General features: G+C 71.7%; 26 protein-coding genes. 12 read left to right on the forward strand and 14 right to left on the reverse strand.

Annotated features, from left to right (window positions below; genetic code table 11):
- Positions 1-36: 36 nt before the first annotated feature.
- Complete coding sequence (locus tag WFK95_RS10535) at positions 37-417, reverse strand: VOC family protein (RefSeq protein ID WP_336670656.1); 381 nt, start codon at positions 415-417, stop codon at positions 37-39.
- A gap of 40 nt (positions 418-457) precedes the next feature.
- On the opposite strand from WFK95_RS10535, the gene WFK95_RS10540 reads away from it, so the two are divergent.
- From WFK95_RS10540 to WFK95_RS10560, 5 genes are all read left to right on the forward strand, one after another.
- Positions 458-1,321 (forward strand): ribokinase, encoded by an 864-nt coding sequence (locus WFK95_RS10540; RefSeq protein ID WP_224646151.1) that lies wholly within the window; start codon positions 458-460, stop codon positions 1,319-1,321.
- Entirely contained in the window at positions 1,318-2,196 is an 879-nt protein-coding gene (locus tag WFK95_RS10545) for a Vgb family protein (protein WP_224646150.1), read from the forward strand. The genes WFK95_RS10540 and WFK95_RS10545 overlap by 4 nt, the downstream gene beginning before the upstream one ends.
- A 109-nt stretch (positions 2,197-2,305) precedes the next feature.
- Entirely contained in the window at positions 2,306-2,836 is a 531-nt protein-coding gene (ectA, locus tag WFK95_RS10550; protein WP_068524814.1) for a diaminobutyrate acetyltransferase, read from the forward strand.
- 37 nt (positions 2,837-2,873) lie between these two features.
- On the forward strand, positions 2,874-4,172 hold the full coding sequence (ectB, locus tag WFK95_RS10555) for a diaminobutyrate--2-oxoglutarate transaminase (protein WP_224646149.1): 1,299 nt from the start codon (positions 2,874-2,876) through the stop codon (positions 4,170-4,172).
- Positions 4,169-4,558: an ectoine synthase gene (locus WFK95_RS10560; protein ID WP_224646148.1), complete on the forward strand. Its 390-nt coding sequence runs from the start codon at positions 4,169-4,171 to the stop codon at positions 4,556-4,558. The genes ectB and WFK95_RS10560 overlap by 4 nt, the downstream gene beginning before the upstream one ends.
- A 74-nt stretch (positions 4,559-4,632) precedes the next feature.
- Here the strand turns inward: WFK95_RS10560 and WFK95_RS10565 are convergent, their stop codons facing one another.
- Both WFK95_RS10565 and WFK95_RS10570 read right to left on the reverse strand, forming a co-directional pair.
- A complete protein-coding gene (locus WFK95_RS10565; protein WP_336670657.1) occupies positions 4,633-5,403 on the reverse strand; it encodes a CbiQ family ECF transporter T component in 771 nt (256 codons plus the stop codon).
- Positions 5,400-7,391, reverse strand: coding sequence for an ATP-binding cassette domain-containing protein (locus tag WFK95_RS10570; protein WP_336670658.1), 1,992 nt, complete (start codon positions 7,389-7,391; stop codon positions 5,400-5,402). Before WFK95_RS10570 ends, WFK95_RS10565 begins: the two co-directional genes overlap by 4 nt.
- A gap of 92 nt (positions 7,392-7,483) precedes the next feature.
- Here WFK95_RS10570 and WFK95_RS10575 point away from each other — a divergent pair, with 92 nt between their 5' ends.
- Positions 7,484-8,236, forward strand: coding sequence for an isocitrate lyase/PEP mutase family protein (locus WFK95_RS10575; RefSeq protein ID WP_224646145.1), 753 nt, complete (start codon positions 7,484-7,486; stop codon positions 8,234-8,236).
- A gap of 3 nt (positions 8,237-8,239) precedes the next feature.
- On the opposite strand, the gene WFK95_RS10580 is transcribed toward WFK95_RS10575, so the two are convergent.
- Together WFK95_RS10580 and WFK95_RS10585 are read right to left on the reverse strand one after the other, a co-directional pair.
- Complete coding sequence (locus WFK95_RS10580; protein WP_224646144.1) at positions 8,240-8,845, reverse strand: TetR/AcrR family transcriptional regulator; 606 nt, start codon at positions 8,843-8,845, stop codon at positions 8,240-8,242.
- Positions 8,846-8,871: 26 nt separating this feature from the next.
- Positions 8,872-9,762 (reverse strand): hypothetical protein, encoded by an 891-nt coding sequence (locus WFK95_RS10585; RefSeq protein ID WP_336670659.1) that lies wholly within the window; start codon positions 9,760-9,762, stop codon positions 8,872-8,874.
- A gap of 96 nt (positions 9,763-9,858) precedes the next feature.
- Between WFK95_RS10585 and WFK95_RS10590 the strand changes: the two genes are divergently transcribed.
- Positions 9,859-10,644 carry a hypothetical protein gene (locus tag WFK95_RS10590; protein ID WP_336670660.1) on the forward strand — a complete coding sequence of 262 codons (786 nt, stop codon included), beginning with the start codon at positions 9,859-9,861 and terminating at the stop codon, positions 10,642-10,644.
- Between the two features lie 33 nt (positions 10,645-10,677).
- Here WFK95_RS10590 and WFK95_RS10595 read toward each other — a convergent pair whose 3' ends face one another.
- Positions 10,678-12,033: an MFS transporter gene (locus WFK95_RS10595; protein WP_336670661.1), complete on the reverse strand. Its 1,356-nt coding sequence runs from the start codon at positions 12,031-12,033 to the stop codon at positions 10,678-10,680.
- Positions 12,034-12,046: 13 nt separating this feature from the next.
- Positions 12,047-13,417, reverse strand: coding sequence for an MFS transporter (locus WFK95_RS10600; RefSeq protein ID WP_336670662.1), 1,371 nt, complete (start codon positions 13,415-13,417; stop codon positions 12,047-12,049).
- Between the two features lie 112 nt (positions 13,418-13,529).
- Here WFK95_RS10600 and WFK95_RS10605 point away from each other — a divergent pair, with 112 nt between their 5' ends.
- The 4 genes from WFK95_RS10605 to WFK95_RS10620 all read left to right on the forward strand — a co-directional run bounded on the left by WFK95_RS10605 (position 13,530) and on the right by WFK95_RS10620 (position 18,093).
- Positions 13,530-14,546, forward strand: a complete 1,017-nt coding sequence (locus WFK95_RS10605) for a magnesium and cobalt transport protein CorA (protein WP_224646139.1) — start codon at positions 13,530-13,532, stop codon at positions 14,544-14,546.
- 24 nt (positions 14,547-14,570) lie between these two features.
- On the forward strand, positions 14,571-15,437 hold the full coding sequence (locus WFK95_RS10610) for a Sir2 family NAD-dependent protein deacetylase (RefSeq protein WP_374201287.1): 867 nt from the start codon (positions 14,571-14,573) through the stop codon (positions 15,435-15,437).
- Positions 15,438-15,473: 36 nt separating this feature from the next.
- A complete protein-coding gene (locus tag WFK95_RS10615) occupies positions 15,474-17,684 on the forward strand; it encodes a glycoside hydrolase family 3 C-terminal domain-containing protein (RefSeq protein ID WP_336670663.1) in 2,211 nt (736 codons plus the stop codon).
- A 61-nt stretch (positions 17,685-17,745) separates the two neighbouring features.
- The gene (locus WFK95_RS10620) at positions 17,746-18,093 is read left to right on the forward strand and encodes a helix-turn-helix domain-containing protein (protein ID WP_336670664.1); all 348 of its coding nucleotides are present in this window, start codon (positions 17,746-17,748) and stop codon (positions 18,091-18,093) included.
- A gap of 4 nt (positions 18,094-18,097) precedes the next feature.
- Here WFK95_RS10620 and WFK95_RS10625 read toward each other — a convergent pair whose 3' ends face one another.
- The 3 genes from WFK95_RS10625 to WFK95_RS10635 all read right to left on the reverse strand — a co-directional run bounded on the left by WFK95_RS10625 (position 18,098) and on the right by WFK95_RS10635 (position 20,386).
- Positions 18,098-18,682 (reverse strand): ClpP family protease, encoded by a 585-nt coding sequence (locus WFK95_RS10625; protein WP_336670665.1) that lies wholly within the window; start codon positions 18,680-18,682, stop codon positions 18,098-18,100.
- Complete coding sequence (locus WFK95_RS10630) at positions 18,679-19,296, reverse strand: ClpP family protease (RefSeq protein WP_224651858.1); 618 nt, start codon at positions 19,294-19,296, stop codon at positions 18,679-18,681. Before WFK95_RS10630 ends, WFK95_RS10625 begins: the two co-directional genes overlap by 4 nt.
- Before the next feature lie 103 nt (positions 19,297-19,399).
- Positions 19,400-20,386 (reverse strand): AurF N-oxygenase family protein, encoded by a 987-nt coding sequence (locus tag WFK95_RS10635; protein ID WP_224651875.1) that lies wholly within the window; start codon positions 20,384-20,386, stop codon positions 19,400-19,402.
- A 191-nt stretch (positions 20,387-20,577) separates the two neighbouring features.
- Between WFK95_RS10635 and WFK95_RS10640 the strand changes: the two genes are divergently transcribed.
- On the forward strand, positions 20,578-21,024 hold the full coding sequence (locus WFK95_RS10640) for an SRPBCC family protein (protein ID WP_336670666.1): 447 nt from the start codon (positions 20,578-20,580) through the stop codon (positions 21,022-21,024).
- 18 nt (positions 21,025-21,042) lie between these two features.
- Here the strand turns inward: WFK95_RS10640 and proB are convergent, their stop codons facing one another.
- From proB to rplU, 4 genes are all read right to left on the reverse strand, one after another.
- Positions 21,043-22,179, reverse strand: a complete 1,137-nt coding sequence (gene proB, locus WFK95_RS10645; protein WP_224651860.1) for a glutamate 5-kinase — start codon at positions 22,177-22,179, stop codon at positions 21,043-21,045.
- On the reverse strand, positions 22,176-23,636 hold the full coding sequence (gene obgE, locus WFK95_RS10650) for a GTPase ObgE (RefSeq protein ID WP_336670667.1): 1,461 nt from the start codon (positions 23,634-23,636) through the stop codon (positions 22,176-22,178). The genes proB and obgE overlap by 4 nt, the downstream gene beginning before the upstream one ends.
- A gap of 124 nt (positions 23,637-23,760) precedes the next feature.
- Positions 23,761-24,024, reverse strand: a complete 264-nt coding sequence (rpmA, locus tag WFK95_RS10655; protein WP_224651862.1) for a 50S ribosomal protein L27 — start codon at positions 24,022-24,024, stop codon at positions 23,761-23,763.
- 45 nt (positions 24,025-24,069) lie between these two features.
- Complete coding sequence (gene rplU / locus WFK95_RS10660; protein ID WP_224651863.1) at positions 24,070-24,381, reverse strand: 50S ribosomal protein L21; 312 nt, start codon at positions 24,379-24,381, stop codon at positions 24,070-24,072.
- Between the last annotated feature and the right edge of the window lie 69 nt (positions 24,382-24,450).

Consider the following 24,450-nt stretch of genomic DNA (forward strand, 5'->3'; position numbering starts at 1 on the left):
CCGCCCCGCCTGCCCGCGTGAGGGTACGGCGCACCGTCAGGCCAGGTTGAGCTGCCACGACACGCCGAACCGGTCCCCCACCCAGGCGAAGGCGGTGGAGAAGCCGTACTCGCCCAGTGGCATGTAGGTCTTCCCGCCCGCGCCGAGTGCCTCGGTGAGACGCTCCAATTCCTCGCGGTCGTCGCAGTCCACGAACAGCGACGTCGACGGGGTGAAGTCGAAGGCGTGGTCGACGGAGCTGTCGCTGATGAGCACGTGCTCGCCCTTGATCACCAGCTCGGCGAGCTGGATGCCGTGCTTCGGATCCGCGTGCGGCACCGAGCTCAGGACCGCCCCGTCGAAGGTCGCGACGTACAGGTCGATCGCCTGCGCGGCGACCGCGCCCTGGAACATGAGAAACGGACGAATCATGGTCATGCGGCGAGCCTACGTCCGGCGCGCGCCGTAGGGTGCGGGCATGACATCGGTGGTCGTGGTGGGCAGCGTGAATCTGGACGCGATCACGGTGTGCGAGCGGTTCCCGCAGCCGGGCGAGACGGTGACGGGTGTCTCGGTCGCCTTCGGGCAGGGCGGCAAGGGCGCGAATCAGGCCCGGTCGGCGGCGCGGTCGGGCGCGGCGACCGTCTTCGTCGGCGCGGTGGGCGAGGACGACGCCGCGGGCACGGTGCTGGACTCCCTCGCGGGCGCGGGGGTGGACGTCTCCCGCGTCGCGCGCACGCCCGGCAGCACCGGCTTCGCGAACGTCACCGTCGACGGGTCCGGGGAGAACCACATCGTGGTCGTGCCCGGCGCGAACGCCGCGGTGCGCGTGGACGACGCGGCGCGCGAGGCGATCGCCGACGCGGACGTGCTCCTCCTGCAGCTCGAGATCCCGCTGCCCGCGGTCGTCGACGCCGCCCGCGCCGCGCGCGAGGCCGGCACCGTCGTCCTGCTCAATCCCTCGCCCGTGCAGCCCCTCCCCGACGAGCTCGTCGAGCTCCTCGACGGCGTGATCGTCAACCGGGACGAGGAGAAGGCACTCGCCGAGGTCGTGGGGCGCGTGCCGCACGTCGTCACCACCCTTGGCGGCGACGGTGCCCGCGCGACGGGACCCGACGGCACCGTCGACGCCCCGGGCTTCGCGGTCGACGTCGTGGACACCACCGGGGCCGGCGACGCCTTCGCGGGCGCGCTCGCTGCGCACTGGGACCTGCCACCCACCGAACGGCTGCGCCGCGCCAACGCGGCCGGCGCCCTCACCGCCACCGCCGCCGGCGCGGCGGCCGCCCCCACCGCCGCCGAGGTCGACGCCTTCCTCGCCACCCAGGAGACCGCCCGATGACGATCACCGTCCACGACGTGCCCGGCGACGGCCCGTACGCCCTGACCACCGGGCCGGACGGGGCACTGTGGTTCACGCTCGTCGGGAGCGGCGAGATCGGGCGGTACGACTCCGCCACCGGTCAGACGGTGCGGTATCCCGTCGGCCCGGACACCGGCCCCACGATCATCACGACCGGGCCCGACGGCGCGCTCTGGTTCACCGAGTACCGCTCGCACCGCCTCGGCCGGATCACCGTCGACGGGGAGGTCTCGCACGTCGACCTCCCGCCCGGGTGCGGCCCTTTCGGCCTCGCGACGGGGTCCGACGGCGCGCTGTGGTTCACCGCGACCGCCACGAACCGGATCGGTCGGGTCACCGTCGAGGGAACGGTCACCGAGTTCGACCTGCCGATCCCCGGGGCCTTCCCCTCCGCGATCGCCGCCGGCCCGGACGGCGCGCTGTGGTTCCCGCTCAACCAGGCCGACGCGATCGGCCGGATCGACACCACCGGGACGGTCTCGGTGTTCGCCCTGGACTCCCCCGGCTGCGCGCCGGTCGGCATCGCCGCAGGGCCGGACGGGGCACTGTGGTTCGTCGAGATCGGGGCGGGCCGGATCGGCCGGATCACGCCCGGCGGTGCCGCCGCTCACCACCCACTCCCCGACGCCGCCGCCCGCCCGCACGGCATCTGCGCCGGGCCCGACGGTCGCATGTGGTTCACCGAGTGGGCCGGCAACGCCCTCGGCTCCATCGACGCCGAGGGACGAATCCGCAGGTACGAGCTGCCCGTGCCGGGCTCCGAGCCCCACGGCATCGCCCTCGGACCCGACGGTGCGCTGTGGGCCGCGCTGGAGGCCGGTTCGCTCGCTCGACTGGCCCCACCACAGCCCTGATGTGACCCATCTCACATTGACCCGCCTCGCTGGGGATACCCCGGGGTTCCGCTGACCGATTCCGAAGCGCGGGTGACTTCCGCATTGCCGGTTGTTAGCGTCGAGAGTGATGAGCCCGTCTCACAAGAGCGATCCCACTGCCCCCGCAAAAACGGGGGTCACCACCCGTCGCCCGTCGATCGACGATGGAATACGACTGTGGGAGATCGCCCGGGACACCGAGGTTCTCGATCTCAATTCGACGTACGCGTACACCCTGTTGTGCCGTGACTTCGCCGACTCGTCGATCGTCGCCGAGCATGATGGCGCCGTCGCCGGTTTCGTCACGGGGTACCGCCGTCCCGACCGCCCGGACACCCTGTTCGTGTGGCAGGTGGCGGTGGATGCCGCCCATCGGGGCCACGGCATCGCCTCGCGTATGCTCATCGATCTGTTGGATCATCTTGCGGTGAGGGGCGTTTCACGCCTGGAGACCACGATCACCGCGTCCAACACGGCGTCCCAGGAGCTCTTCGGCTCCGTGGCGAAGAAGCGCCGTTCCACCCTCACGGTGCGCGATCTGTTCGCCTCGCACCACATCTCCCCCACTGAATCCGACCCCCACGAGCCCGAGCAGCTGTACATCATCGACCCCGCCTGACCGGCGGGGCCGCTGCCGGCCCACTAGGAGGATCACCATGTCCACCCTGACCGACGAGAACACCAGCACCGCCGATTTCGAGCAGCCCTCGATCTTCAGCACCCGCGAGTCGGAGGTGCGCAGCTACTCGCGCGGTTGGCCTGCCGTCTTCGATCGCGCCGAGGGTTCATGGCTCATCGATCGCGACGGCCGCCGCTACCTCGACTTCTTCGCGGGCGCCGGTGCCCTCAACTACGGGCACAACCACCCCAAGCTGAAGCAGGCCCTGGTGGAGTACATCTCCGAGGGCCACATCACGCACTCGCTCGACATGTCGACCGTGGCGAAGGGCGAGTTCCTGCAGACCTTCGAGGACAAGATCCTCAAGCCCCGCGGCCTGGATTACAAGGTCCAGTTCCCCGGCCCCACCGGCACCAACACGGTGGAGGCGGCGCTGAAGCTGGCCCGCAAGGTCAAGGGCCGCGAGTCGATCATCAACTTCACCAACGCCTTCCACGGCATGACGCTGGGCGCGCTGTCGGTGACCGGCAACTCGATGAAGCGCGGCGGCGCCGGCATCCCGCTGGTGCACGCCACGCCGATGCCCTTCGACAACTACTTCGACGGCGTCGCACCGGACTTCCAGTGGTTCGAGGCCGTGCTCGCCGACTCCGGCTCGGGCCTGAACAAGCCGGCCGGCGTGATCGTCGAGACCGTCCAGGGCGAGGGCGGCGTCAACGTCGCGCGCCCCGAGTGGTTGCGCGCGCTGGCCGACCTGTGCGAGCGGCACGACATGCTGCTCATCGTCGACGACGTCCAGATGGGTTGCGGCCGTACGGGTCCGTTCTTCTCCTTCGAGGAGGCCGGGATCACGCCGGACATCGTGACACTCTCCAAGTCGATCGGCGGCTACGGCCTGCCGATGGCGCTCACGCTGATGAAGCCCGAGCTCGACGTCTGGGGCCCCGGCGAGCACAACGGCACCTTCCGCGGCAACAACCCCGCGTTCGTCACCGCCAAGCACGCGATCGACGAGTTCTGGTCGGACGACGTGCTCGAGAAGGAGACCCTCCGCAAGGGCGCCCACATCGAGAAGCGCTTCGACGAGTTGTGCGCCGAGTTCCCCGAGCATCTCAGCCACCGCGGCCGCGGCCTGGTGCAGGGCCTGGTCTTCGCCGACGCCGACAAGGCGGGCGCGGTCTGCGCCGCCGCCTACCAGCAGGGCCTGCTCGCGGAGACGTCCGGCCCGTCGGACGAGGTGGTCAAGCTGCTGCCCGCGCTCACCATCACCGACTCCGAGCTCGATCTCGGCCTCGACATCCTCGCCACCGCGACCCGAAAGGCACTGTCCGCATGATCGTCCGCACCACCGATGAGATCACCGGCACCGAGCGCGACGTCGCCGCCGGGAACTGGCGCAGCAAGCGCATCGTGCTCGGCGGCGACCGGGTCGGCTTCTCCTTCCACGAGACCGTGATCGAGCCCGGCACCGTCAACGAGTTCCACTACGCCAACCACGTCGAGGCCGTATGGCTCGTGGAGGGCGAGGGCACGCTCCTGGACCGGGAGACCGGCGTCGAGTACCCGCTCGCCCCCGGCACCATGTACCTGCTGGACGGCAACGAGCGGCACACCGTCACCACGAGGACCCGCATGCGCATGCTGTGCGTCTTCAACCCGCCCGTCGTCGGCACCGAGGTGCACGACGAGAACGGCGTCTACCCCCTGGTCGCCGTCGACTGACCCCCTCAGCAATTGAACGACGTTATGGAGAGTAAAACCCCAGGTCGGGTTCTCCATAACGTCGTTCAATTGCGTTAGAGGGTGAGGGCGAGGGCGCAGACGGCGACGAGCACCAGCGCGGCGAGGGCGTCGATGCGGCCGGGGCCGTCGGCGCGCACGACGAGGCGGCCGGTGCCGCCGCGGGCGGCGATGGCCTCCCCCATCTCGGTCGCGCGGCGCAGGGAGACGACCATCGCGGCGACGCAGAGGTCGACCAGATCCGCACGGCGCGAACGCTTCACCGCGGGCGGCGGCTGGAGGCGGCGCGCCGCCGACAGCGTCCGGAACTCGTCGATCATCAGCGGGAACGTGCGCAGCGCCAACGCGAGCGTGACGGCCCACTCGTCCACCGGAATCCGCAACCGGCGCAACGGCCCGCACAGCCGCGCGACGGCGGGCGCCACGTCGGCAGGGTCGGTGGTCCACGCGATGAGCGCGCCGGCCCCGAGCAGCACCAACCCCAGCAGGATCACGCGCAGCAGGTTGAGCAGGCCGCCCAGGCCCACCGTGGCGCCGGCGACGTCCACGTGGGGCGCACCGCCGCTCGCCGCCATCAGGCAGCCGCCGATCAGCACCACCACGAGCACCCACCGCGGCACGGACGGCAGGACCGAGAGCGGGATCCTCGCCGCCGCCGCGGCCAGGACGAGCAGCGCGGCGAGCAGCCCGATCACCGGCCAACTCGGGTCGACCGTGAGCACGACGGAGATCGCCGCCACCGCCAGCAGTTTCGTGCCGGCCCAGAGGTCGTGCAGGTAGGAGCGGCGCGGCAGCGGCCGCAGCACCAACGACGTCGACCGGCTCATGCCACCTCCTCCGCATCGATCGCGCCGCCGGCGAGATGGACGGTCCGGTCGCACAGCCGGTCGAGGTGGTCGACGTCGTGCGAGATGATCACCATCGCCTGGCCGCCGTCGCGGATCCCGACCAACAGCTCGACCAGTTCGCGCTGCGATGGCAGGTCCAGCCCGGCGAGCGGCTCGTCGAGGATGAGCAGCCGCGGTGCCCTCGCGAGCAGGCCCGCGAGCGCCACCCGGCGGAGCTGGCCGCCGCTGAGCCGGTCGACGAGAAGCTCCGCCGTCGCTGCGGGGAGGCCGACGGAGGCGAGCGCCCGGGCGATCGCGGTGGCGTCGTCGCCGCGGAGGCCGGCCAGCGCGGCGAGAGCGTCGCCGGCGGTCCCGCGCACCAGCTGCAGGCGCGCCGCCTGCAGCGCGAGCGCCACCGCCCCGACGTGCTCGGCGACGGGCGCACCGTCGAGCTCGCAGGTGCCGGCGGTCGGCTCGAGGAGCCCGGCCATCACCCAGGCGAGCGTCGACTTGCCCGACCCGTTGCCGCCGCAGAGCAGCACCGCCTCGCCCTCGCGCACGGCGAGGTCGACGCCGCGGAGCGCGGTGCGCCGCCAGGGCGTCCCGGCGTCGTACTCGTAGTGCACGCCGCGCAGCACGAGCAGCGGCGCGCCGAGGGAGGGTCGGACGCTCCCGCCCTCGGTGGACGCGGGAGGGTCGGCACGCTGCGCGCTCCCGAGGTCGACGGTGCGGTCCGCTCCGGCCGCCTCCTCCGGGTAGTGGGTGATGTTCACCAGGCCCAGGTCGTGCTGCCGGGTCAGGCCGCCCAGCAGTGCCATCAGATCCTCGCGGCCGTCCCGGTCCACCATGGTGGTGACCTCGTCGGCGACGACGAGCGCGGGCCGCCGGGCCAGTGCCGCCGCGACGGCGAGACGCTGCGCCTCCCCGCCCGAGAGGCCGGAGGTGTCGCGGTCCCCCATGCCGCCGAGCCCGACTTCCGCGAGCAGGCCGTCGACGTCGACCTCCACCCCGTCCGGCAGGCCCCAGACGACGTCGTCCGCGACGCGGATCCCGAGCACCTGGCTGTCGGCGTGCTGCAGGACCAGGGCCGTGCCGCCGACCCGGCCGAGCGCCACGGCGCCGGGGCGATCGACGATGCCGGCCGTCGGCGGGAGCCCGGCCAGCACGCGCATGAGCGTCGACTTGCCGGTGCCGTTGGCGCCGGTCACCGCGACGTGATCGCCGGGTTCCACGCCGAAGGAGACGCCGGAGAGCGTGTCGTGCCGGGCCTCCGGGTAGCGGAAGGCGACGTCCTGCAGCCGCATCGGCAGCGGGAGGGGCGCACCGTCCTCGGACTCGCGGGGGAAGAGGTCGCGCGGCGCAGCGCTGGTGGCCCGGACCCGGCGGAGCACCGGGGTGAGGATGCGCCAGGCGAAGGAGCAGCCGATCACCACGATGAGCCAGACCGACACCCACACGAAGACCTGCCAGTGCTGCAGCCCGAAGGCCGCGAGACGCTGCAGCGCCGCCCCCGGTCCGGCTCCGCCCGGGAGCGGCAGCAGGAGCGCGCCCAGGCCGCGGACGTTCGCCGCGAAGGCGCCGAGCACCACCGTGCGGATCTCGGCGAGCGCCGCGAGGAAAGCGAACACCGCGGTCGCGACGACGACGCCCCAGAGGGCGGCGACGCCGAGCATGACGCCGCGCCCGCGGCCCCGCCGGCGCACCTGCCCGCAGATGACCCCCATGTACACGCACGTCCATGCGGAGACCAGGCCGCCGAAGCCCGCGAGCAGGAAGGCCACCGTCCCGGAGGCCATCGTCGTGGCGACCGCGACCCGCGCGCGGTGGTGGAAGGCCAGAACACCCATGGGAACGGCGCCGGCCCAGGCGAAGACGACGGCGCCCGGGACGACCATCGACAGCACCGCGATCGCCGACATGAGGGCGGCCGTGACCGCGGCGTGCGCGAGCTCGACGGGCCGCAGTGGGCCCGACTCGGTTTCCGACATCGAATCACCCTATCCGCGACCGCACATCTCGGTGGGGCGACGGGCCCGTCCGAATCAGTGCGCCGGGCGGGCGCATGGACCAGACTGGGGACATGACCTCGCTCGCCGATCTGGCCGTCACTCTCAAGTCCCTGCACCGCAAGGGAGATCCCGTCGTCCTGCCCACCACGTGGGACGCCTGGTCCGCCAACACCGCGGTCGCGGCGGGCTTCGCCGCGCTCACCGTGGGCTCGCACCCGATGGCCGATTCGATCGGTCGCCCCGACGGCGAGGGCATGAGCTTCGACGAGGCGATGACCCGCGTCGCGCAGATCACCTCGGCCGTCGACGTTCCCGTGTCCGTCGACATCGAGTCGGGGTACGGGCGGTCCGCGGAGCGGATCGTCGAGGGCCTCCTCAGCGCCGGCGCGGTGGGCCTGAACATCGAGGACACGGTGCACTCCGAGGGCGGCCGGTTCCGCGACGCGCAGGAGCACGCCGACCTGGTCGCCGCGCTGCGCGCCGCCTCCGACGCCGCGGGCGTGCACGTGGTGATCAACGCCCGCACCGACATCTTCAAGAGCCAGGTGGGTGAGGCGGAGGACCGCGTGGAGCGCGCCATCGCGCGGATGCAGCTGTGCGCCGACGCGGGCGCCGATTCGCTCTACCCGGTCGCGTTCCACGACGCGGCCACGCTCCGGCACCTCGCGGACGCCCTGCCGCTCCCCGTGAATGCGATCGCGAATCCGGCGACCGACGATCTGGCCGCGCTCGCCGCCGCCGGCGCGGGCCGGATCAGCTTCGGTCCGATCTGGCAGATGGCGCTCACCGAGCGGTCGAACGAGCTGCTCGCGCGCTGGCGCTGATCCTCATGTCTCGCGCGACGCCCTGGACGTGAGGAGCGCCAGGGCGTCGTCGACGCACCGGGTCACGAACGCGTCGTCCGGTGGTTCCCTGCCCACCAGCACGCGGAAGTAGACGGGCGCGGCCACGGACTCGAGCAGGTCGCGCGAGAGCACCCGGTCGGGGATCTCGCCGCGGGTGATCGCGCGCTCGATCACCGGCGCAGTGCTCGCGAATCGCGCGTCCCAGAAGCTGATCCGCGCGGCGTCGACCTCGGGGTCCTGCGACATCGCGAGGGTGGTTCCGAGGAGCCGCGCCAGTCCGGGCTGTTCGAGGAGCGCGGTGATCTGCCGCGCGACCTGGAGAAGGTCCTCGCGCAGATCACCGGTGTCCGGGGCGGGATTGCCCTGCGCCGCGAGCTCACTGACCGCGTCGGCGACGAGGGCCGTCGGTGTGGGCCACCGTCGATAGACGGTGGTCTCCGCGACGCCCGCCCGGGCCGCGACCTCCGCGATGCGCAGGCCCTCGAAGCCGTGCTCGGCCACCTGCGCGAGCGCCGCTGCCAGCACCGCCTCGCGAACACGCGCCGATCGACCTCCCGTCCGCCGACGGGGCCCTGCCTCCTGGTCCATACCCCAGTTCTACGCGACCGACGCCGTCACACCGAGGCGAGGTAGCCGTCGACCCAGTTGCCGAACTCGGCGGCGAGATGCCACTGGTGCTCGGTGATGTACAGGCCCGGCACCGCCGCGGGGAAGGCGACGCGGAGCCGGCTCCGGAACCCGCCGCCCGGGAGATCGCGGAACTGGTGGCGCACGCCGCCGATCATCTCCCCCGTCGCGAGCGACGCCGTACCGGCGATCTCGAGCGGATACGAGGGGTCGCGCGGGATCGGGACGCCACGCACGTCGGTGTAGTCGACGAAGAAGCGCAGGGGCAGCACCGCACCGCCGGTCACCTCGATCACCTCCTGTCTCCCGTCGGCGCCGGTGACGATGACGTAGTGGTCGGGGCACGCACCGGTCCACGTCGGGCGGTCGTCCGTGGTGCGCTCGCGGGTGAACCACTCCACCATGCCCGCGGCGGTGCCCCGCGGCGCCGTGATCTCGGTGTCCGCGATCGCCCAGCGGCCTCCCGACGCGGCCTTGGCGGCGAGCGTCGCGGCGCCAGCGAGCGCGGTCTCGGGCGCGAGCAGTTCGCGGATGCGGTCCACCCCGAGCCGCTCGCGCGTGCGGGCGAGCGCAGCACGCGCGGCCGGCAGATCCGACGGGGCCGCGACGCCGCGGTCCACCAGCGCGCGCAACTCCCCCGCGGCGACACCCGGGGAGTCCCGCAACAGGCGCGCGGCGGCGATCGGCACGCGGCGGCGCTCCCACGCCTGAACGCTCGATCGGGAGACGGGTACGCCGGCGAGACGCGTCCGGAGCCCCGCCTGCCCGGCGGGTTCGGAGAGCGCCCGGCCGGCGCCCTGCGTCACGACGGCCGCCGCGATCCCCGCTCCCACTGCCCCGGCGAGGAACCCCCGCCTCGTCGGCCTCGACACCGTCATCGTGACCTCCCTCTCTTAACGCTTGAATTTGTAGCGTTAGTGGATACTATGGGGTGACAGCGATCACTTGTCAAGACTCGAGGACGGGCGACACCCATGACCGACCACACCGGCATCAGGACATTCATCGACGACCGCGCGGTCGCACCCGAGGCGGTGCGCGCGTGGGAGGCGCGCCGGCTCCGCGCCGTGTTCCGCAGGCTCGCCTCCGGGCTCGGAGCCCGCGCGACCGCCGAGCTGCTGCCCGACGAGTCGATCGCGGACGTACTGCGCGCACCGATCCAGGTGCAGCGGGACACACTCACCGCGATGAAGACGCGTCTGGGCCACGCCGGGATCTACGCCCTCCTCCGGCGCGAGCTCGCATTCTCGGAGGCCACCACGCGCGCGACCGTCGCGGTGAGTCGCGGCCGGACCGCGACCTCGGTCACGCGCCTGGAAGCACCGGGCGTGTCCGCGGAGCGCTTCGGGGCGTGGTTCGACGACCTCACCGCGTCGAACCGCGAGGGCACGATGCTCGCCGCGTGCCCGGATCACTACCTGCTCCGCGGCCTGCCCGACGGCCGCCAGGAGGTCGTCGAGACCACGGGCGGCACGCCCACCGCGTCGCGGTTCCTCGTCGATTACACGCGCAGCGACCGGCTGACCACCGCCGCCGACCCCGCGTACCCGATCCAGATCGCCGGCCTCGCGCTACTCGACGACGGGACGTGCATCGGCGGCGTCCGGCACCAGCTGCGCGACCGCGACGGTGCCCTCGACGCGCTGCTCACCGTCGAGTTCCCGGCGGCGGTGCCGGCGCACTTCCTTCGGCAGCACCAGTGGCACCTCGCCGTCGAGTTCGGCAACTGGATCTCCGCCGCTGCCCGCGAGATCGGCTGATCGGGACCGCGGCCCCGTCAGCGCCGACGGGCGCTACCGCGCACCGTCGGGCACCCAGGCGGAGCCACGCTCCCGATCGAGGTACGTCTCGGACTTGTTGTGCAGGAAGAAGATGTACACGAAGAGCGAGATCGCGATGGTGATCGTGACGTAGGCAATGAACCAGGGCACATGACCGGACTTCTTCGCGGCCTCGTAGATCAGCGGCGCGGTGCCGCCGAAGATCGAGTTGGCCAGGGCGTAGCCGATGCCCACGCCGAGCGCCCGCACGTGCGAGGGGAACAGCTCCGCCTTCACCAGCGCGTTGATCGACGTGTAGCCCGTGATGATGATGTAGCCGGCGCACACCATCGCGAGCGACCCGATCGCGACGTGGATGTTCGGCAGGAACGTGATGAGGAAGTACGTGTAGAAGACCCCGCCCACGCCGAAGAAGATCAGCATCGGCTTGCGGCCGATCCGGTCGCTGATCATGCCGCCGATCGGCTGGATGAGCATGAGGAAGATCAGGCCGATCAGATTCACCCACGTCGCCGTCAGCGCGTGATCGGTGTAGGCCGTCTTGACGATCGCCGGGGCGTTGACGCTGTAAACGTAGAACGCCAGCGTGCCGCCCATCGTGACGAGGAAGCACAGCACCAGCTGTCGCCAGTAGCCGGTGAGCAGCTCGCGCATGGTGCCGGAGCTGGTGTCCTCGCCGTCGCGGATCGCGGCGAGCTGCTCCTCCGACAGGGACTCGTCCATCGTGCGCCGCAGCCAGAAGACGACGATCGCCGCGATACCGCCGACGAAGAAGGCGATGCGCCAGCCGAAGTCGGACACCTGCGCCTTGGAGAAGATCCCCAGGAGCACGAGCAGCATGAACTGCGCGAGAACGTGCCCGCCGACCAGCGTGACGTACTGGAAGGAGGAGAAGAAGCCGCGCCGCTCGCGGGTGGCCGCCTCCGACATGTACGTCGCCGAGGTGCCGTACTCGCCGCCCGTCGCGAAGCCCTGCACCAGGCGGCAGAGGATGAGGATCACCGCGGCCGCCATGCCGATCGTCTCGCGGCCGGGGACGATCGCGATGACGAACGAGCACGCGGCCATCAGCGAGACGCTCATAGTGAGCGCCGCCCGCCTGCCCTTGCGGTCGGCGTACCGGCCGAAGAACCACGAGCCGACGGGTCGCATCAGGAAGGTCACGGCGAAGATCGCGTAGACGTAGACGGTCGAGTTCTTGTCGGCCTTGTCGAAGAACTGGCTCTCGAAGTACGTCGCGAACACCGTGTAGACGTAGACGTCGTACCACTCGACCAGGTTCCCGGAGCTGCCGCGCAGCGTGTTCCAGATCGCCCGGCGGGTCTCCGCCCGCGACGAGACGGGCTTCGTCGCAATCGATTCCGTCATGACACCTTCCGTCCTAGACCTCGTCGGCGGAGCGGCCCGTGCTCCGATGACCGAGGGCGGCCACCGTGATCATCAGGGCGAGCATCGCCGCCGCCACCACCGCGAACACCCACACGCTGCCACGCTCGTCGAGAATCGGAAGCAGAACGAACGGAAGAAACGCGGTCACCAGCTTCGACAGCGAGTACGCGGCGCCGGCGGCCGTCCCCCGGATCGCCGTGGGGTAGGAGTCCGCGAGATACACGTGGTACGCGTTGGAGAACAGGTTCGACGAGAGCGTGTAGAGGAACCCGGCGAGCACGATCTGCACCGGAGTCGCCGCGAAGCCGAACCACAGGCCGAAGACGGCCATCAGGCCCGCCGAGCCGATCACCAGGTACCGGCGTTCGATCCGCTCGACGATCGGCACCGCGAGCGCGGCGCCAAGCGGGTAGCCGATGTAGGACAGCGCCACGAACAGCAGCGAGGTCTGGATCGAGTAGCCCTTGGCGAGCAGGACCAGCGGCGCGATGGTGCCGAACCCGTAGTAGCCGAAGACCTCCAGCGCGGAGACGATCCACAGCATGACGGTGCGCCGGCGGTACGGCGGGCGGAACAGGGCGCGGATGGTGATCGCGTGGGACTTCACCGGGCGGAGCGCCGCGTCGGGCTCCGCGAGCACCTTCCCCTCGGCGACCGCCTGCGCCTCCATCCGCCGGACGATGGCGTCGGCCTCGTCGTAGCGCCCCTGCGCCTCCAACCACCGGGGCGACTCGGGCAGGCCCCGTCGGACCAGCCAGACCAGCAACGACCCGAACGCGCCGAAGACGAACAGCAGCCGCCAGCCCTGCACCTCCACCCCGCCGAGATCGAAGACCTGCGGGGTGAGCCAGCGCGCGGCGAAGCCGACGACGGGGACGCCGAGGAAGGACACCACGTAGGCGAGCGAGATGTACTTGCCGCGCACGTTCTTCGGCAGGATGTCCGAGAGGTAGGAGTCGGCGAGCGCGAACTCGCCGCCGATGCCGATGCCGGCGACGAACCGCGTCACCACGAGGAACGCGGCGTTGGGGCTGAACGCGCCCGCGAGCGACATCGCCGAGTAGAGCGCGAGGTTGATCATGAACGCGGTCCGCCGGCCGTAGCGGTCCGCGAGGCGGCCCATGAACAGGGCGCCGATGAACTGGCCGATGAAGGCGGACGCCAGGAGCAGTTTGAGTTCGTCCGGCCCCAGCGCGAAGTCCTTCTTGAGCACCGTCGCGATGGTCGCGGCGAGGAAGTTCTCGTACTGGTCGAAGAACAGGCCCAGCCCGATGACACCGACCGCGGCGAAGTGCAGCCTGGTCATCGGCAGCCGGTCCAGGCGCGCCGCGATCGACGGTGCCTGCGAAGTCTCGGTGGTCATCGTCGAAATATACTTCGGTAAACGAATACACCGGTGTCGGGGCGGTGACCGCCAGGCGAAACAACGGTGCGATACCGCACGCGAGCGCCTGCGGAGGAGTTGAATCTCCCGAGTGATCGTCGATTGCGCCCACTACCTGGGCGGCGCCCGGCAGGCCGAGGAGACCCTCGCCCCGCTGGACGCCGCGCGCCTGTGCACCGAGGACGGCTTCGTCTGGCTCGGCCTGTTCGAGCCGACCCCCGCGGAGATGGAATCGGTGCGCGAGGCCTTCGACCTGCACGAGCTCGCCGTCGAGGACGCGCAGGACTACCACCTGCGGCCCAAGGTCGAGGACTTCGAGGCCTCGGTGAAGCTGGTGATCCTGCGGACGGCGCGCTACGACGACGCCCGCGAGGAGGTCGACTTCGGCGAGATCAGCGTCTTCGTCGCGAAGAACTTCGTCATCACCGTGCGGCAGGGCGTCGCGAGCGAGCTGCACCAGGCCCGGGCCCGGCTCGAGCAGAAGCCGGAGCTCCTCGCACTCGGCACCGACGCGGTGCTGTGGGCGATCCTCGACCAGGTCGTCGACGGTTACGAGCCCGTCGTCGCCGGCCTGGAGCACGACATCGAGCAGATCGAGGCGACGGTCTTCTCCGGCGCGGTCGCGCCCACGGAGCGGATCTACCTCCTGCGGCGTGAGGTGACCAACTTCTACCGCGCCGCCCACCCCCTGCTCGCCGTGGTCAACTCGGTGGGCAAGGGCCTCGGCGAGGAACGCCTCTCCCCCTACCTCCGCGACGTCTACGACCGGCTGCAACTCGTCAACGAGGAGGTCTCGGCACAGCGCGACCTGCTCGGCACGATCCTGCAGGCGAACATCGCCGTGGTCTCGGTGCAGCAGGCGCACTCCGCGGCGCGGCAGAGCTCGACGATCGAGCGGCTCACCGTGCTCTCCACCATCTTCCTGCCGCTGACCTTCGTCACCGGCTTCTTCGGCCAGAATTTCGGCTGGCTCGTCGACCACATCGGCGGCCCCTGGCAGTTCCTGGTCTTCGGCGTCTGCGGCCTGTTCGTGCCGCTCATCGCGCTGCGCCTGTGGCTGCGCCGCAAGGAGTCGATGCCCGACAATCCGCTGGGCAGCACCGACTGACCCCGCGCGACGTAGCCTGGACGGGTGCGCACTGCGATGCCAGCCTGGGAGCCCGCGGAGGCGACCGCGCCGGACCCGGACTACGCCGACCGGCTCGACCGGGCCCGCGCCCTTCTCCGCGGCCGGCGCATCGTCGCCCTGACCGGCGCGGGGATCTCCACCGCGTCGGGCATCCCCGACTACCGCAGCCCGGGGGCGCCCCGTCGGAACCCGATGACGATCCAGCAGTTCCTCGGCTCGCCCGAGTTCCGCCGGCGGTACTGGGCCCGCAACCACCTCGGCTGGCGGCACATGGACGCCGCGCTGCCCAACCCCGCGCACCGGGCGCTGACGGAGCTCCCCGGGATCAGCGGGGTCATCACGCAGAACGTGGACCTGTTGCACCTCAAGGCGGGCTCGCGCGGCGTCATCGACCTACACGGCAACTACGCCCAGGTGCGGTGCCTGAGCTGTGAGAACCGGATCAGCCGGCACCACCTGCACGCACGGCTCGAGCCGCTCAACGCGGACTTCGCCGCGCGCATCGCCGATCGCGGCGCGGTCGAAGTGGCGCCCGACGCCGACGTCGTGGTCGAGGACACGACGGACTTCACCATGGTCGACTGCGGCACCTGCGGCGGCATCCTCAAGCCCGACATCGTCTACTTCGGGGAGTCCGTGCCCAAGCCGCGCGTCGAGCGCGCCTTCACCATGGTCGACGGTGCCGACGCCCTCCTCGTGCTGGGCAGCTCGCTCACCGTGATGTCGGGGCTCCGGTTCGTGCGGCACGCGCACAAGCAGGGCAAGCCCGTCGTCATCGTCAACCGCGGGCGCACGCGGGGCGACGGGCTGGCCGACGTCACCGTCGACGTGGACGTCGCGACGGCGCTGCGCCGCCTCGTCGCTCCCTGAACCCACTGAACCCCGCCCCGACCGAGAGGACATCCCGTGAGCACCGCCGCCGACCTGCCGCTCGAGGACCGCGCCCGCCTGCTGACCGGCGCCGACTTCTGGACCACCGCCGCGGCCCCGGGCGTCCCGTCGATCGTGCTGACCGACGGCCCACACGGCGTGCGCCGCCAGGTGGGCGCGTCGGATCACCTGGGGCTCAACGCCGCCGCCCCCGCGACCTGCTTCCCGCCGGCGGTCGCCGTGGGGTCGAGCTGGAATCCGGACCTGGCGCGGCGGATCGGCGGGGCGGTCGCGGCGGAGGCGCGGGCGCTGGGCGTCGCCGTGGTGCTCGGCCCCGGCGTCAACATCAAGCGGCATCCGCTGTGCGGCCGGAACTTCGAGTACTACTCCGAGGATCCGCTGCTCGCCGGCGCGCTGGGCGCCGCCCAGGTGCAGGGCCTGCAGGACGGCGGCGCGGGCGCGTCGGTCAAGCACTTCGCGCTGAACAACCAGGAGACGGAGCGCATGCGGGTCAGCGTCGACGCCGACCCGCGCACCGTCCGCGAGATCTACCTGCCAGCGTTCGAGCGGATCGTCACGGACGCGGCGCCCGCGACCGTGATGTGCTCGTACAACCGCATCGACGGCGTGTACGCCTCGGAGAACCCCTGGCTGCTCACGACGGTGCTGCGGGACGAGTGGGGCTACGACGGGCTCGTCGTCTCCGATTGGGGCGCGGTGCACGACCCGGTCGCCGCGGTCAACGCCGGCCTCGACCTGGAGATGCCGCACGGCCCGAACAGCGCCGCGCGGATCGTCGAGGCGGTCGGGTCCGGCGAGCTCGACGAGGCCGTCGTCACGCGCGCGGCGCAGCGCGTGATCGACCTGACGCGCTGGGCGCCGTCGGACGACGAGCCGGCGCCGGACCTGGACGTGCACCACGCCCTCGCGCGGGAGGCCGCGACCGAGTGCGCCGTCCTGCTGCGCAACGAGGACGCCGCGCTCCCCCTCGGTCCCGCATCGGGGTCGGTCGCCGTGATCGGCGAGCTGGCCCGCACGCCGCGCTACCAGGGCGGCGGCTCGAGCCATATCAATGCCACCCGCGTCGACGTCCCGCTCGACGAGATCGCCGCGCGCGGCGCCGATCTGGGCGTCGCGGTGGAGTTCGCGGCGGGCTACGGTCTCGGCGACGAGGACCACGCCGCGCTGCGCGCCGAGGCGGTCGCGGTAGCCGCTCGCGCGGGGACGGCCGTGGTCTTCGCCGGGCTCACCGAGGCCGAGGAGTCCGAGGGCTTCGACCGGCCGGATCTCGCGATCGACCCGCGACAGGTGGAATTGCTCCGCGCTGTCGCCGCCGCGGCGCCGCGCACCGTCGTCGTGCTGGTCGGCGGCGGCGTGATCGAGCTGGAGCCCTGGCACGACGAGGTGGACGCGATCCTCGAGGCCTTCCTCCTCGGGCAGGGCGGCGGCGCGGCGATCGCCGACCTGCTGTTCGGCCTCGCGGCACCGTCGGGCAGGCTCGCGGAGACGGTCCCGCACCGCCTGGAGCAGACGCCGGCGTTCGGGAACTTCCCCGGCGAGCTGGGCACCGTGCGCTACGGCGAGGGCCTCCTCGTCGGCTACCGCTGGTACACCTCCCGGGGCATCGCGCCGCGGTATCCGTTCGGGCACGGCCTCGGCTACACCACGTTCGCGGTCGACGGCCTCGCCGTGCTGGCCACCGGGCGCGACTCCGCGACGGCCACGGTCCGCGTCACGAACGCCGGCGACCGGGCGGGCAGCCACGTGGTGCAGCTGTACGTGGGCGGCGGGCCCGGTCCGGTCTTCCACCCGCGCCGGTCGCTGGCCGCCTTCGACAAGGTCGCGCTCGAGCCCGGCGCCTCGACCACGGTGACCCTCGACCTGCCGCGGCGCGCCTTCGCTCACTGGGACGGGCCGCGCGGCGACTGGGTCGTCTCGCCCGGCGACTACCTGATCGAGGTGGGTCGCAGCAGCGCGGACATCGACGCGGACGCCGTCCTCGCGCTCCACGGGGACGTGCTCACCCAGCGGCTGGACATGGACTCGACGATCTCCGAGTGGGCCGCGCACCCCGTCGCGGGCGAGGGCTTCCGCGCGACGCTGGCGGGGGCGGCGGGCGGCATGCCCGTCGACCAACTCCTGGAGCTCGCCGGATCCATGCCGATCGGGAAGGCCCTCGACATGCTGCCCGGCGAGGCCGGCGACGAGGCCCGGTCCCGGCTGGAGGCCGCGATCGCCGCGCAGTGACCGCGCTGCTCAGAGCGGATCCGACGGTGCCGCACGCCCCCGGCGTCGTAGCGTTGCCGGTATGACGATCGGCGGCGAGGCACTGTTCCGGCACGAACTGGGCGGTGTGCTGCGGCGTCGTCGCCAGGAGCGGGGCGAGCGGCTTGCCGACACCGCGGCGCGGGCGGGGATCTCGCCGCAGTACCTCTCCGAGATCGAGCGCGGCCTCAAGGACCCGTCGAGCGAGATGCTGGCGGCGATCGCCGGCGCACTCGGCACCGGCGTCGGCGCGCTCGCCGTCGAGGTGGGCCGCCGCCTCGGTGCCGCGCGCCCGGTCCTGCGCCTCGATCGCACCGCGCGGCCGGCGGCGGGCCCCGTCTCCCCCGAGCCCGCCGCCCCCGCTCCGCGCCTGTTGGCGCTGGCGGCCTGAGGCGTCAGGCCTCCTCGATCACCTCGTCGATCAGCCCGTAGTCGACGGCCGCCTCGGCGGTGAAGACGCGGTCGTGGTCGGTGTCGGCGCGCAGTTCCTCCGGCGTCCGCCCCGTGTGCCGCGCGAGCACCCGCTCCATCTGCGCGCGGACACGGATCACCTCGTCGGCCTGGAGGATCAGGTCCGGGATGGTGCCGCGGCCCTGCGCGGAGGGCTGGTGCAGCACCACCCGCGCGTGCGGCAGCGCCATCCTGCGCCCGGGGGCACCGCCCGCGAGGAGGACCGCCCCCACCGCGACCGCCTGCCCGACGCACGTGGTCGCCACCGTCGGGCGGATGTAGCGCATGGTGTCGTAGATCGCCAGCGCCGCACTGGGATCGCCGCCCTCGCAGTTGATGTACAGCTGGATCTCGCCGTCGCCGTCGGAGGCGAGGAAGAGCAGCTGCGCGACGATCGCGTTCGCGACGCCCGCATCGATCGCTGTGCCGAGGTAGACGACGCGCTCGGAGAGCAGGTGCGAGTAGACGTCGGTGATCCGCTCGCCGTTCGGGCGGCGGTCGATGACGTTGGGGATCGTGTAGGTGCTCATCGGGCGGCTCCCGTCAGGTCGAAACCGGCTCGGCGCCGGCCCGGCACCACGGTGTCGAAGGACTCCACGATCTCGTCGATGAAGCCGTACTCACGGGCCTGCTCGGCCGTGTACCAGCGGTCGTGCAACGAGTCCTCGAAGATCTGCTCCAGGGGCCGGCCGGTGTCGTCGGCGATCAGGCCGAGGACGGTGTCACGGGTGTGCCGCAGGTCGCCGGCCTGCAGCTCGATGTCGACCGCGGTGCCGCCGATGCCCGCGGAGCCCTGGTGCATGAGGACGCGGGCGTGCGGCAGTGCGCGACGCTTGCCGGGCGTGCCAGCGGAGAGCAGGAACTGCCCGGCGCTGTACGCGATGCCGAGGACCAGCGTGGAGACGTCGCACGGCACGAGCCGCATGACGTCGCGGATCGCGAGCATCGACGGGACGGAGCCGCCCGGCGAGTGGATCCACAGCGCGATGTCGGCCGAGCTCGTGGACGCGAGCGAGAGGATCTGGGTGGCGAGCAGGGAGCCGTTGTCGTCGTCGAGCGGACCGTCGAGGACGACGACGCGGCGGTCGTAGAGCTCGCGGCGCACCCGTTCGGTGAAGTGCGGGATCTTCGGGTTTTCACTCATGCGCCCATCGTGGCGCCGATCCCCTCCCCTGGACAGACGAATCCGCCTGGAGCGGAACCGCTCACGGCAGCTCCGCTCCAGGCGGATCGGGTCGGTCGGGAGGTCAGCCCGCGGAGTACGCGGGCTCGCTGCGGAAGCGCGAGACGCGACCGTCGATGCCGAGGACGCGCCACAGCACCCGCGAGACGGGGTTCATCAGCTTCGTCTTCTCGGCCAGCAGTCGCACGTCGCCGAACACCTCGCGCTTGACCGCCTGCGACTCCGGGGAGCGCCAGTACATCTGCTTCCACTCGGAGCGCGGGATCTCGAAACGCTTGCGGAACTCGCGCGGCGGCACCGCGATCGCGGTGAGCAGCGAGCGCATCACCAGCGGCAGCGCCAGCGACAGCAGGAAGCGCGGGAAGGCGCCGCGGGTGGGGATGCGGTGCTCCAGAAGCTGGTGCGCGAAGGAAATGTGGCGCGCCTCCTCCGCCACGTGGATCTGCATGACCGCGGTCATCGTGGGGTGCTGCTCGATGCCCGAGCGCAGGAACTGCTTCTGCACGTGGTCGATCGGCTCCTCGCCGCCGAGGACGCCCATGTAGAAGATCATCGGGAAGGTCGTGGCCGCCAGCGGGATGATCGGCGACAGGCGGCGGAACCACAGCGGGCCGCCGGGCACGTCCATCCCGATCCGGTTGACGAACTCCTGGAACATCAGCGTGTGCTGGCACTCCTCCTTCGCCTCATGGGTGGCGTAGCGGAACTCCGGCGAGTTGTTCGGCTGCAGGGCCGTGTACTGCATGATGCCGCGGATCAGCACCGACTCGAACTGCAGGCCGACCTTGGCCACGTTCGCCTGGCGCCACATGCCCATCTCGATCTGCTTCGAGCGCGGCTGCGACTGGTACCACTCGGTGCGGCCGATCGGATCGAAGCGGGAATCGAGGATCCACCGCGGATCGTCCGGCGTGACCGCGAGCTCCGGCGAGTCCCAGTCGATGTCGACGTACGGATCGAAGTTGCGCTGGACGGAGGCCTCGGAGAGGTCCTGCAGGGTCTGCTCGTACTCCGCCTGCCCGGCGAACGGGCGGCCTCGGGTGCGCCCCATGTGGGTGATGTGCAGTGCCACGACGGACTCCTCCTGCTGGCTGACACAGTTCTGACGAAAATGTACCACGTTCGTGGACATTTCCTACCTGTCTGTATGAATGCCCTGGTCGCACCTGTAGGGTCGCCGGTGATCACCCGGGACACCGGGTCCCACGTGTTCGCTGTTGCTCGCCCAGACCGGAGGCCTCCATGACCACCATCCACCACACCGCGACCGCGTCGGTGCCGCTGAGCACCGCGTTCGCCCACGTCGCGGATTACCGGACCGTGCCGCAGTGGTTCTTCGGGATCAGCAGGTTCGTGCCGCAGGGCGAGAAGGACTACGGCCTCGGCGCGACCTACGACTCGGCGGTGAAGATCGGCCCGAAGGAGATCGGCTCCGTCGTCGAGGTCACCGAGTTCGAGGAGGACCGCCTGATCACCCTGAAGTCCATCGCGGGCTTCAAGACCACGTCGCGCTGGACGTTCAGCGCCGTCGGCGACGCCGCCACCGAGCTCGCGGTCGAGTTCACCTACGAGCTGCCCGGCGGCCTGGCCGGCAAGGCCCTCGGCATGATCATCGAGCCCTTCGCCGTGCAGGCCGTGAAGGCCTCCGAGGCCGCGCTCCGCCGCGACCTCGAGGGCGCCCAGGTCTGACGGTCGACGCCCGCGGCGTCAGCGCACCGGCACCAGGTCGTCCGCGTGGACGACGGGGCGCCGCAGACCCTCCGGCAGGTCCGTGGTGTCGCGGCCGAGCATCATCTCGAGCTCGGTGTGGTCGTAGGCCGCCACCCCGCGGGCCCGGACGGTGCCCTGCAGGTCACGCAGGTTCACCACGTCGCCGCCGGAGAAGGTGCCGCTGACCGCGGTGACGCCGGCGGGGAGCAGCGAGCGGCGCCGGTCGACCACCGCGGCGACGGCACCGTCGTCCAGCGTGAGGTCGCCGTGCACGTCGGCCGCGTGCCGCACCCAGAACCGCCGCGCCGAGAGGCGCACGGCCCGGGGCCGGAAGACGGTGCCCACGTCGGCACCGTCGAGCGCCCGGTCGGCGAGCGCGGCAGCGGTGAGCAGCACGGGGACGCCGGCATCCGCCGCCAGGCGGGCCGCGGAGAGCTTCGAGGCCATGCCGCCGGTGCCGAGCGCGCCGCCGGAGCCCGCGACGACGCCGTCCAGGTCCTCGGGGCCGTCGACGGCCGCGATCAGCGACGCGTCGCCCTTGCGCGGGTCACCGTCGTAGAGCCCGTCGACGTCCGACAGGAGGACCAGCGCGTCGGCGCCGGTGAGATGCGCGACGAGGGCCGCGAGCCGGTCGTTGTCGCCGAAGCGGACCTCGTTCGAGGCCACCACGTCGTTCTCGTTGATGATCGGCACGGCGCCCAGCGTGCGCAGGCGGTCCAGAGTGCGCTGCGCGTTCGCGGCGTGCACCCGCAGGCCGATGTCGTGCGCGGTCAGCAGGACCAGGGAGACGATGCGGTCGTAGCGCCCGAACGAGGCGCCCCAGGCGTTGGCGAGCTGCAGCTGCCCCACGGACGCGACGGCCTGCTTGGTGGCCAGGTCGGTCGGCCTGCGCTTGAGGCCGAGCGGCGCCATGCCGGCGCCGATCGCGCCCGACGAGACCACGATGACCTCGGTGCCCCGGTCCAGTCGCGCGACGATGGCGTCGGTCAGCGCGTCCAGCCGGTCGGAGGCGAGGCCGTGCTCGAGGTCGGTCAGTGCGGAGCTGCCGATCTTCACGACCAGCTTGCGGGCGCCCGCGACCATGGCGCGCATGTCGCCGGCGAGGAGATCACCGGTCGCGGGCGCCGCCGTCATTCGTCGTCCTCGTCGTCGCTCGCGAGACCACGGCGCACGTCGTGCTGGTGGCGCCGCTCGGCCGCGCCCACGCGCTCGTTCTGCTCGAGGCGGATGTCGGTGCCGCGGCCGGTGACGGGCACGTCGTCGATGGTGCCCAGCGAGGGCTCCCAGTTGAAGCACACGTCGCCGATGGTGACGGGGCAGCCGGGCTCCGCGCCGAGCTTGAGCAGCTCCTTCTCGACGCCGAGCCGGTTGAGCCGGTCCGCGAGGAAGCCGACGGCCTCGTCGTTGTCGAACGGGGTCTGCTTGATCCACCGCTCCGGCCGCGGGCCGCGCACGATGAAGCCGCCCGGCTGATCCGGGTCGGAGATGACCTCGAAGCCGGACTCGTCGATCGCGATGGGCCGGATGACGGGGCGCCGCGCGACGGGGTTGCCGCGCTCCGCCCGGAACTTCTGCACCAGGTCGGCGAGGGCGAAGGTCAGTTCCCGCAGCCCGGTGTGGGCGACCGCGGAGATCACGAAGACGGGCCAGCCCCGCGCCTCGAACTCGGGGCGCACCATCTCGGCGAGCTCCTCGGCGTCGGGCACGTCGGCCTTGTTGAGCACCACGATGCGGGGTCGCTCGGACAGCTCGCCCAGGCCGGTGTCGGCGGCCAGCGCCGGCTGGTAGGCGGCGAGCTCGGCCTCCAGCGCGTCGACGTCGCTGACCGGGTCGCGGCCCGGTTCCAGGGTCGCGCAGTCCACGACGTGCGCGAGCACCGCGCAGCGCTCGAGGTGGCGCAGGAAGTCCAGGCCGAGGCCGCGGCCCGTCGAGGCGCCGGGGATGAGCCCGGGCACGTCGGCGATGGTGAAGGTGGTCTCTCCCGCCGAGACGACGCCGAGGTTCGGGGCGAGCGTGGTGAAGGGGTAGTCGGCGATCTTCGGCTTCGCGGCCGACAGCACCGAGACCAGCGAGGACTTGCCCGCGGACGGGAACCCGACGAGGCCCACGTCGGCCACGGACTTGAGCTCGAGCACCAGGTCGCGGGCCTGGCCCTCCTCGCCGAGCAGGGCGAAGCCGGGGGCCTTGCGGGCCTTGGACACGAGCGCGGCGTTGCCGCGGCCGCCGCGGCCGCCCTGCGCGGCGTCGAAGCGGGTGCCGGCGCCCACGAGGTCGGCCAGCATCTTCCCGTCCGTATCGAGCACGACGGTGCCGTCCGGCACCTTGAGCACGATGTCCTGCCCGGACTTGCCCTCGCGGTTGCCGCCCTCGCCGGGCTTGCCGTTGGTGGCCTTGAGGTGGGGGCGGAAGTGGAAGTCGAGCAGGGTGTGCACCTGCGGATCGACCTCGAGGACCACGGAGCCGCCGCGGCCGCCGTTGCCGCCGTCGGGGCCGCCGAGCGGCTTGAACTTCTCGCGGTGGATCGAGGCGCAGCCGTGGCCACCGTTACCGGCCGTGACGTGCACCGTCACCCGGTCGACGAACCTGGACATGGGAAACCTCTTTCTACCTGTGTGCCCTGCGCCGGTGGGCGCGGGGCGGAAAAGCCGAAGGCGGGCGGGTCACCTGATGGAGACCACACCCGCCTTCGAAAAGACTCGTACTGCCGCTGCGGGACTAGGCCTCCACAGCGACCGGCACGATGTTGACCGTCTTGCGGCCACGCTTCGTGCCGAACTCCACCGCACCCGCGGCGAGGGCGAACAGGGTGTCGTCGCCGCCACGGCCGACGAGGACGCCGGGGTGGAAGTGGGTGCCGCGCTGGCGGACCAGGATCTCGCCGGCGCTGACCTTCTGGCCACCGAACCGCTTGACGCCCAGTCGCTGGGCGTTGGAATCACGACCGTTGCGCGAGCTGGACGCGCCCTTCTTGTGTGCCATCTGGCTACTCCTGTACTAGGGGTGTTCGTTGTCTGGGTTCGCCGGTCAGGCGATCGCGGTCACCTTGACGACCGTCAGCTTCTGCCGGTGGCCCTGACGCTTGTGGTAGCCGGTCTTGTTCTTGAACTTGTGGATCCGGATCTTCGGGCCCTTGACCTGATCCACGACCTCGCCGGTCACGGAGATCTTCTCCAGCGCCGCGGCGTCGGTGGTGAGGTTGGCGCCGTCGACGACCAGAGCGACGGGCAGCTGAACGCTGCTGCCGACCTCACCGTCGATCTTCTCGACCTTCACCAGGTCGCCGACGGCGACCTTGTACTGCTTGCCGCCGGTCTTGACGATCGCATACGTGGCCATCTTCGGACTTACCTCTTCTTACACATCTCGTAGTTCAGCGCGCGCCAGGTGCGCGGCTCGTATCACGCG

Origin of the sequence: Tsukamurella sp. USMM236 (assembly GCF_037148755.1) — a bacterium.
GTDB lineage: Bacteria > Actinomycetota > Actinomycetes > Mycobacteriales > Mycobacteriaceae > Tsukamurella.

Coding starts and splice junctions, on each gene's coding strand:
- WFK95_RS10590 (WP_336670660.1), top strand. CDS start 9,859: ATGACCGACCACACCGGCATCAGGACATTCATCGACGACCGCGCGGTC.
- WFK95_RS10575 (WP_224646145.1), top strand. CDS start 7,484: ATGACCTCGCTCGCCGATCTGGCCGTCACTCTCAAGTCCCTGCACCGC.
- WFK95_RS10635 (WP_224651875.1), bottom strand. CDS start 20,386: ATGGGGCGCACCCGAGGCCGCCCGTTCGCCGGGCAGGCGGAGTACGAG.
- obgE (WP_336670667.1), bottom strand. CDS start 23,636: ATGTCCAGGTTCGTCGACCGGGTGACGGTGCACGTCACGGCCGGTAAC.
- WFK95_RS10620 (WP_336670664.1), top strand. CDS start 17,746: ATGACGATCGGCGGCGAGGCACTGTTCCGGCACGAACTGGGCGGTGTG.
- WFK95_RS10640 (WP_336670666.1), top strand. CDS start 20,578: ATGACCACCATCCACCACACCGCGACCGCGTCGGTGCCGCTGAGCACC.
- ectB (WP_224646149.1), top strand. CDS start 2,874: ATGTCCACCCTGACCGACGAGAACACCAGCACCGCCGATTTCGAGCAG.
- WFK95_RS10565 (WP_336670657.1), bottom strand. CDS start 5,403: ATGAGCCGGTCGACGTCGTTGGTGCTGCGGCCGCTGCCGCGCCGCTCC.
- WFK95_RS10595 (WP_336670661.1), bottom strand. CDS start 12,033: ATGACGGAATCGATTGCGACGAAGCCCGTCTCGTCGCGGGCGGAGACC.
- WFK95_RS10545 (WP_224646150.1), top strand. CDS start 1,318: ATGACGATCACCGTCCACGACGTGCCCGGCGACGGCCCGTACGCCCTG.
- proB (WP_224651860.1), bottom strand. CDS start 22,179: ATGACGGCGGCGCCCGCGACCGGTGATCTCCTCGCCGGCGACATGCGC.
- WFK95_RS10535 (WP_336670656.1), bottom strand. CDS start 417: ATGACCATGATTCGTCCGTTTCTCATGTTCCAGGGCGCGGTCGCCGCG.
- rplU (WP_224651863.1), bottom strand. CDS start 24,381: ATGGCCACGTATGCGATCGTCAAGACCGGCGGCAAGCAGTACAAGGTC.
- WFK95_RS10570 (WP_336670658.1), bottom strand. CDS start 7,391: ATGTCGGAAACCGAGTCGGGCCCACTGCGGCCCGTCGAGCTCGCGCAC.
- WFK95_RS10585 (WP_336670659.1), bottom strand. CDS start 9,762: ATGACGGTGTCGAGGCCGACGAGGCGGGGGTTCCTCGCCGGGGCAGTG.
- WFK95_RS10540 (WP_224646151.1), top strand. CDS start 458: ATGACATCGGTGGTCGTGGTGGGCAGCGTGAATCTGGACGCGATCACG.
- rpmA (WP_224651862.1), bottom strand. CDS start 24,024: ATGGCACACAAGAAGGGCGCGTCCAGCTCGCGCAACGGTCGTGATTCC.
- ectA (WP_068524814.1), top strand. CDS start 2,306: ATGAGCCCGTCTCACAAGAGCGATCCCACTGCCCCCGCAAAAACGGGG.
- WFK95_RS10600 (WP_336670662.1), bottom strand. CDS start 13,417: ATGACCACCGAGACTTCGCAGGCACCGTCGATCGCGGCGCGCCTGGAC.
- WFK95_RS10630 (WP_224651858.1), bottom strand. CDS start 19,296: ATGAGTGAAAACCCGAAGATCCCGCACTTCACCGAACGGGTGCGCCGC.
- WFK95_RS10580 (WP_224646144.1), bottom strand. CDS start 8,845: ATGGACCAGGAGGCAGGGCCCCGTCGGCGGACGGGAGGTCGATCGGCG.
- WFK95_RS10560 (WP_224646148.1), top strand. CDS start 4,169: ATGATCGTCCGCACCACCGATGAGATCACCGGCACCGAGCGCGACGTC.
- WFK95_RS10625 (WP_336670665.1), bottom strand. CDS start 18,682: ATGAGCACCTACACGATCCCCAACGTCATCGACCGCCGCCCGAACGGC.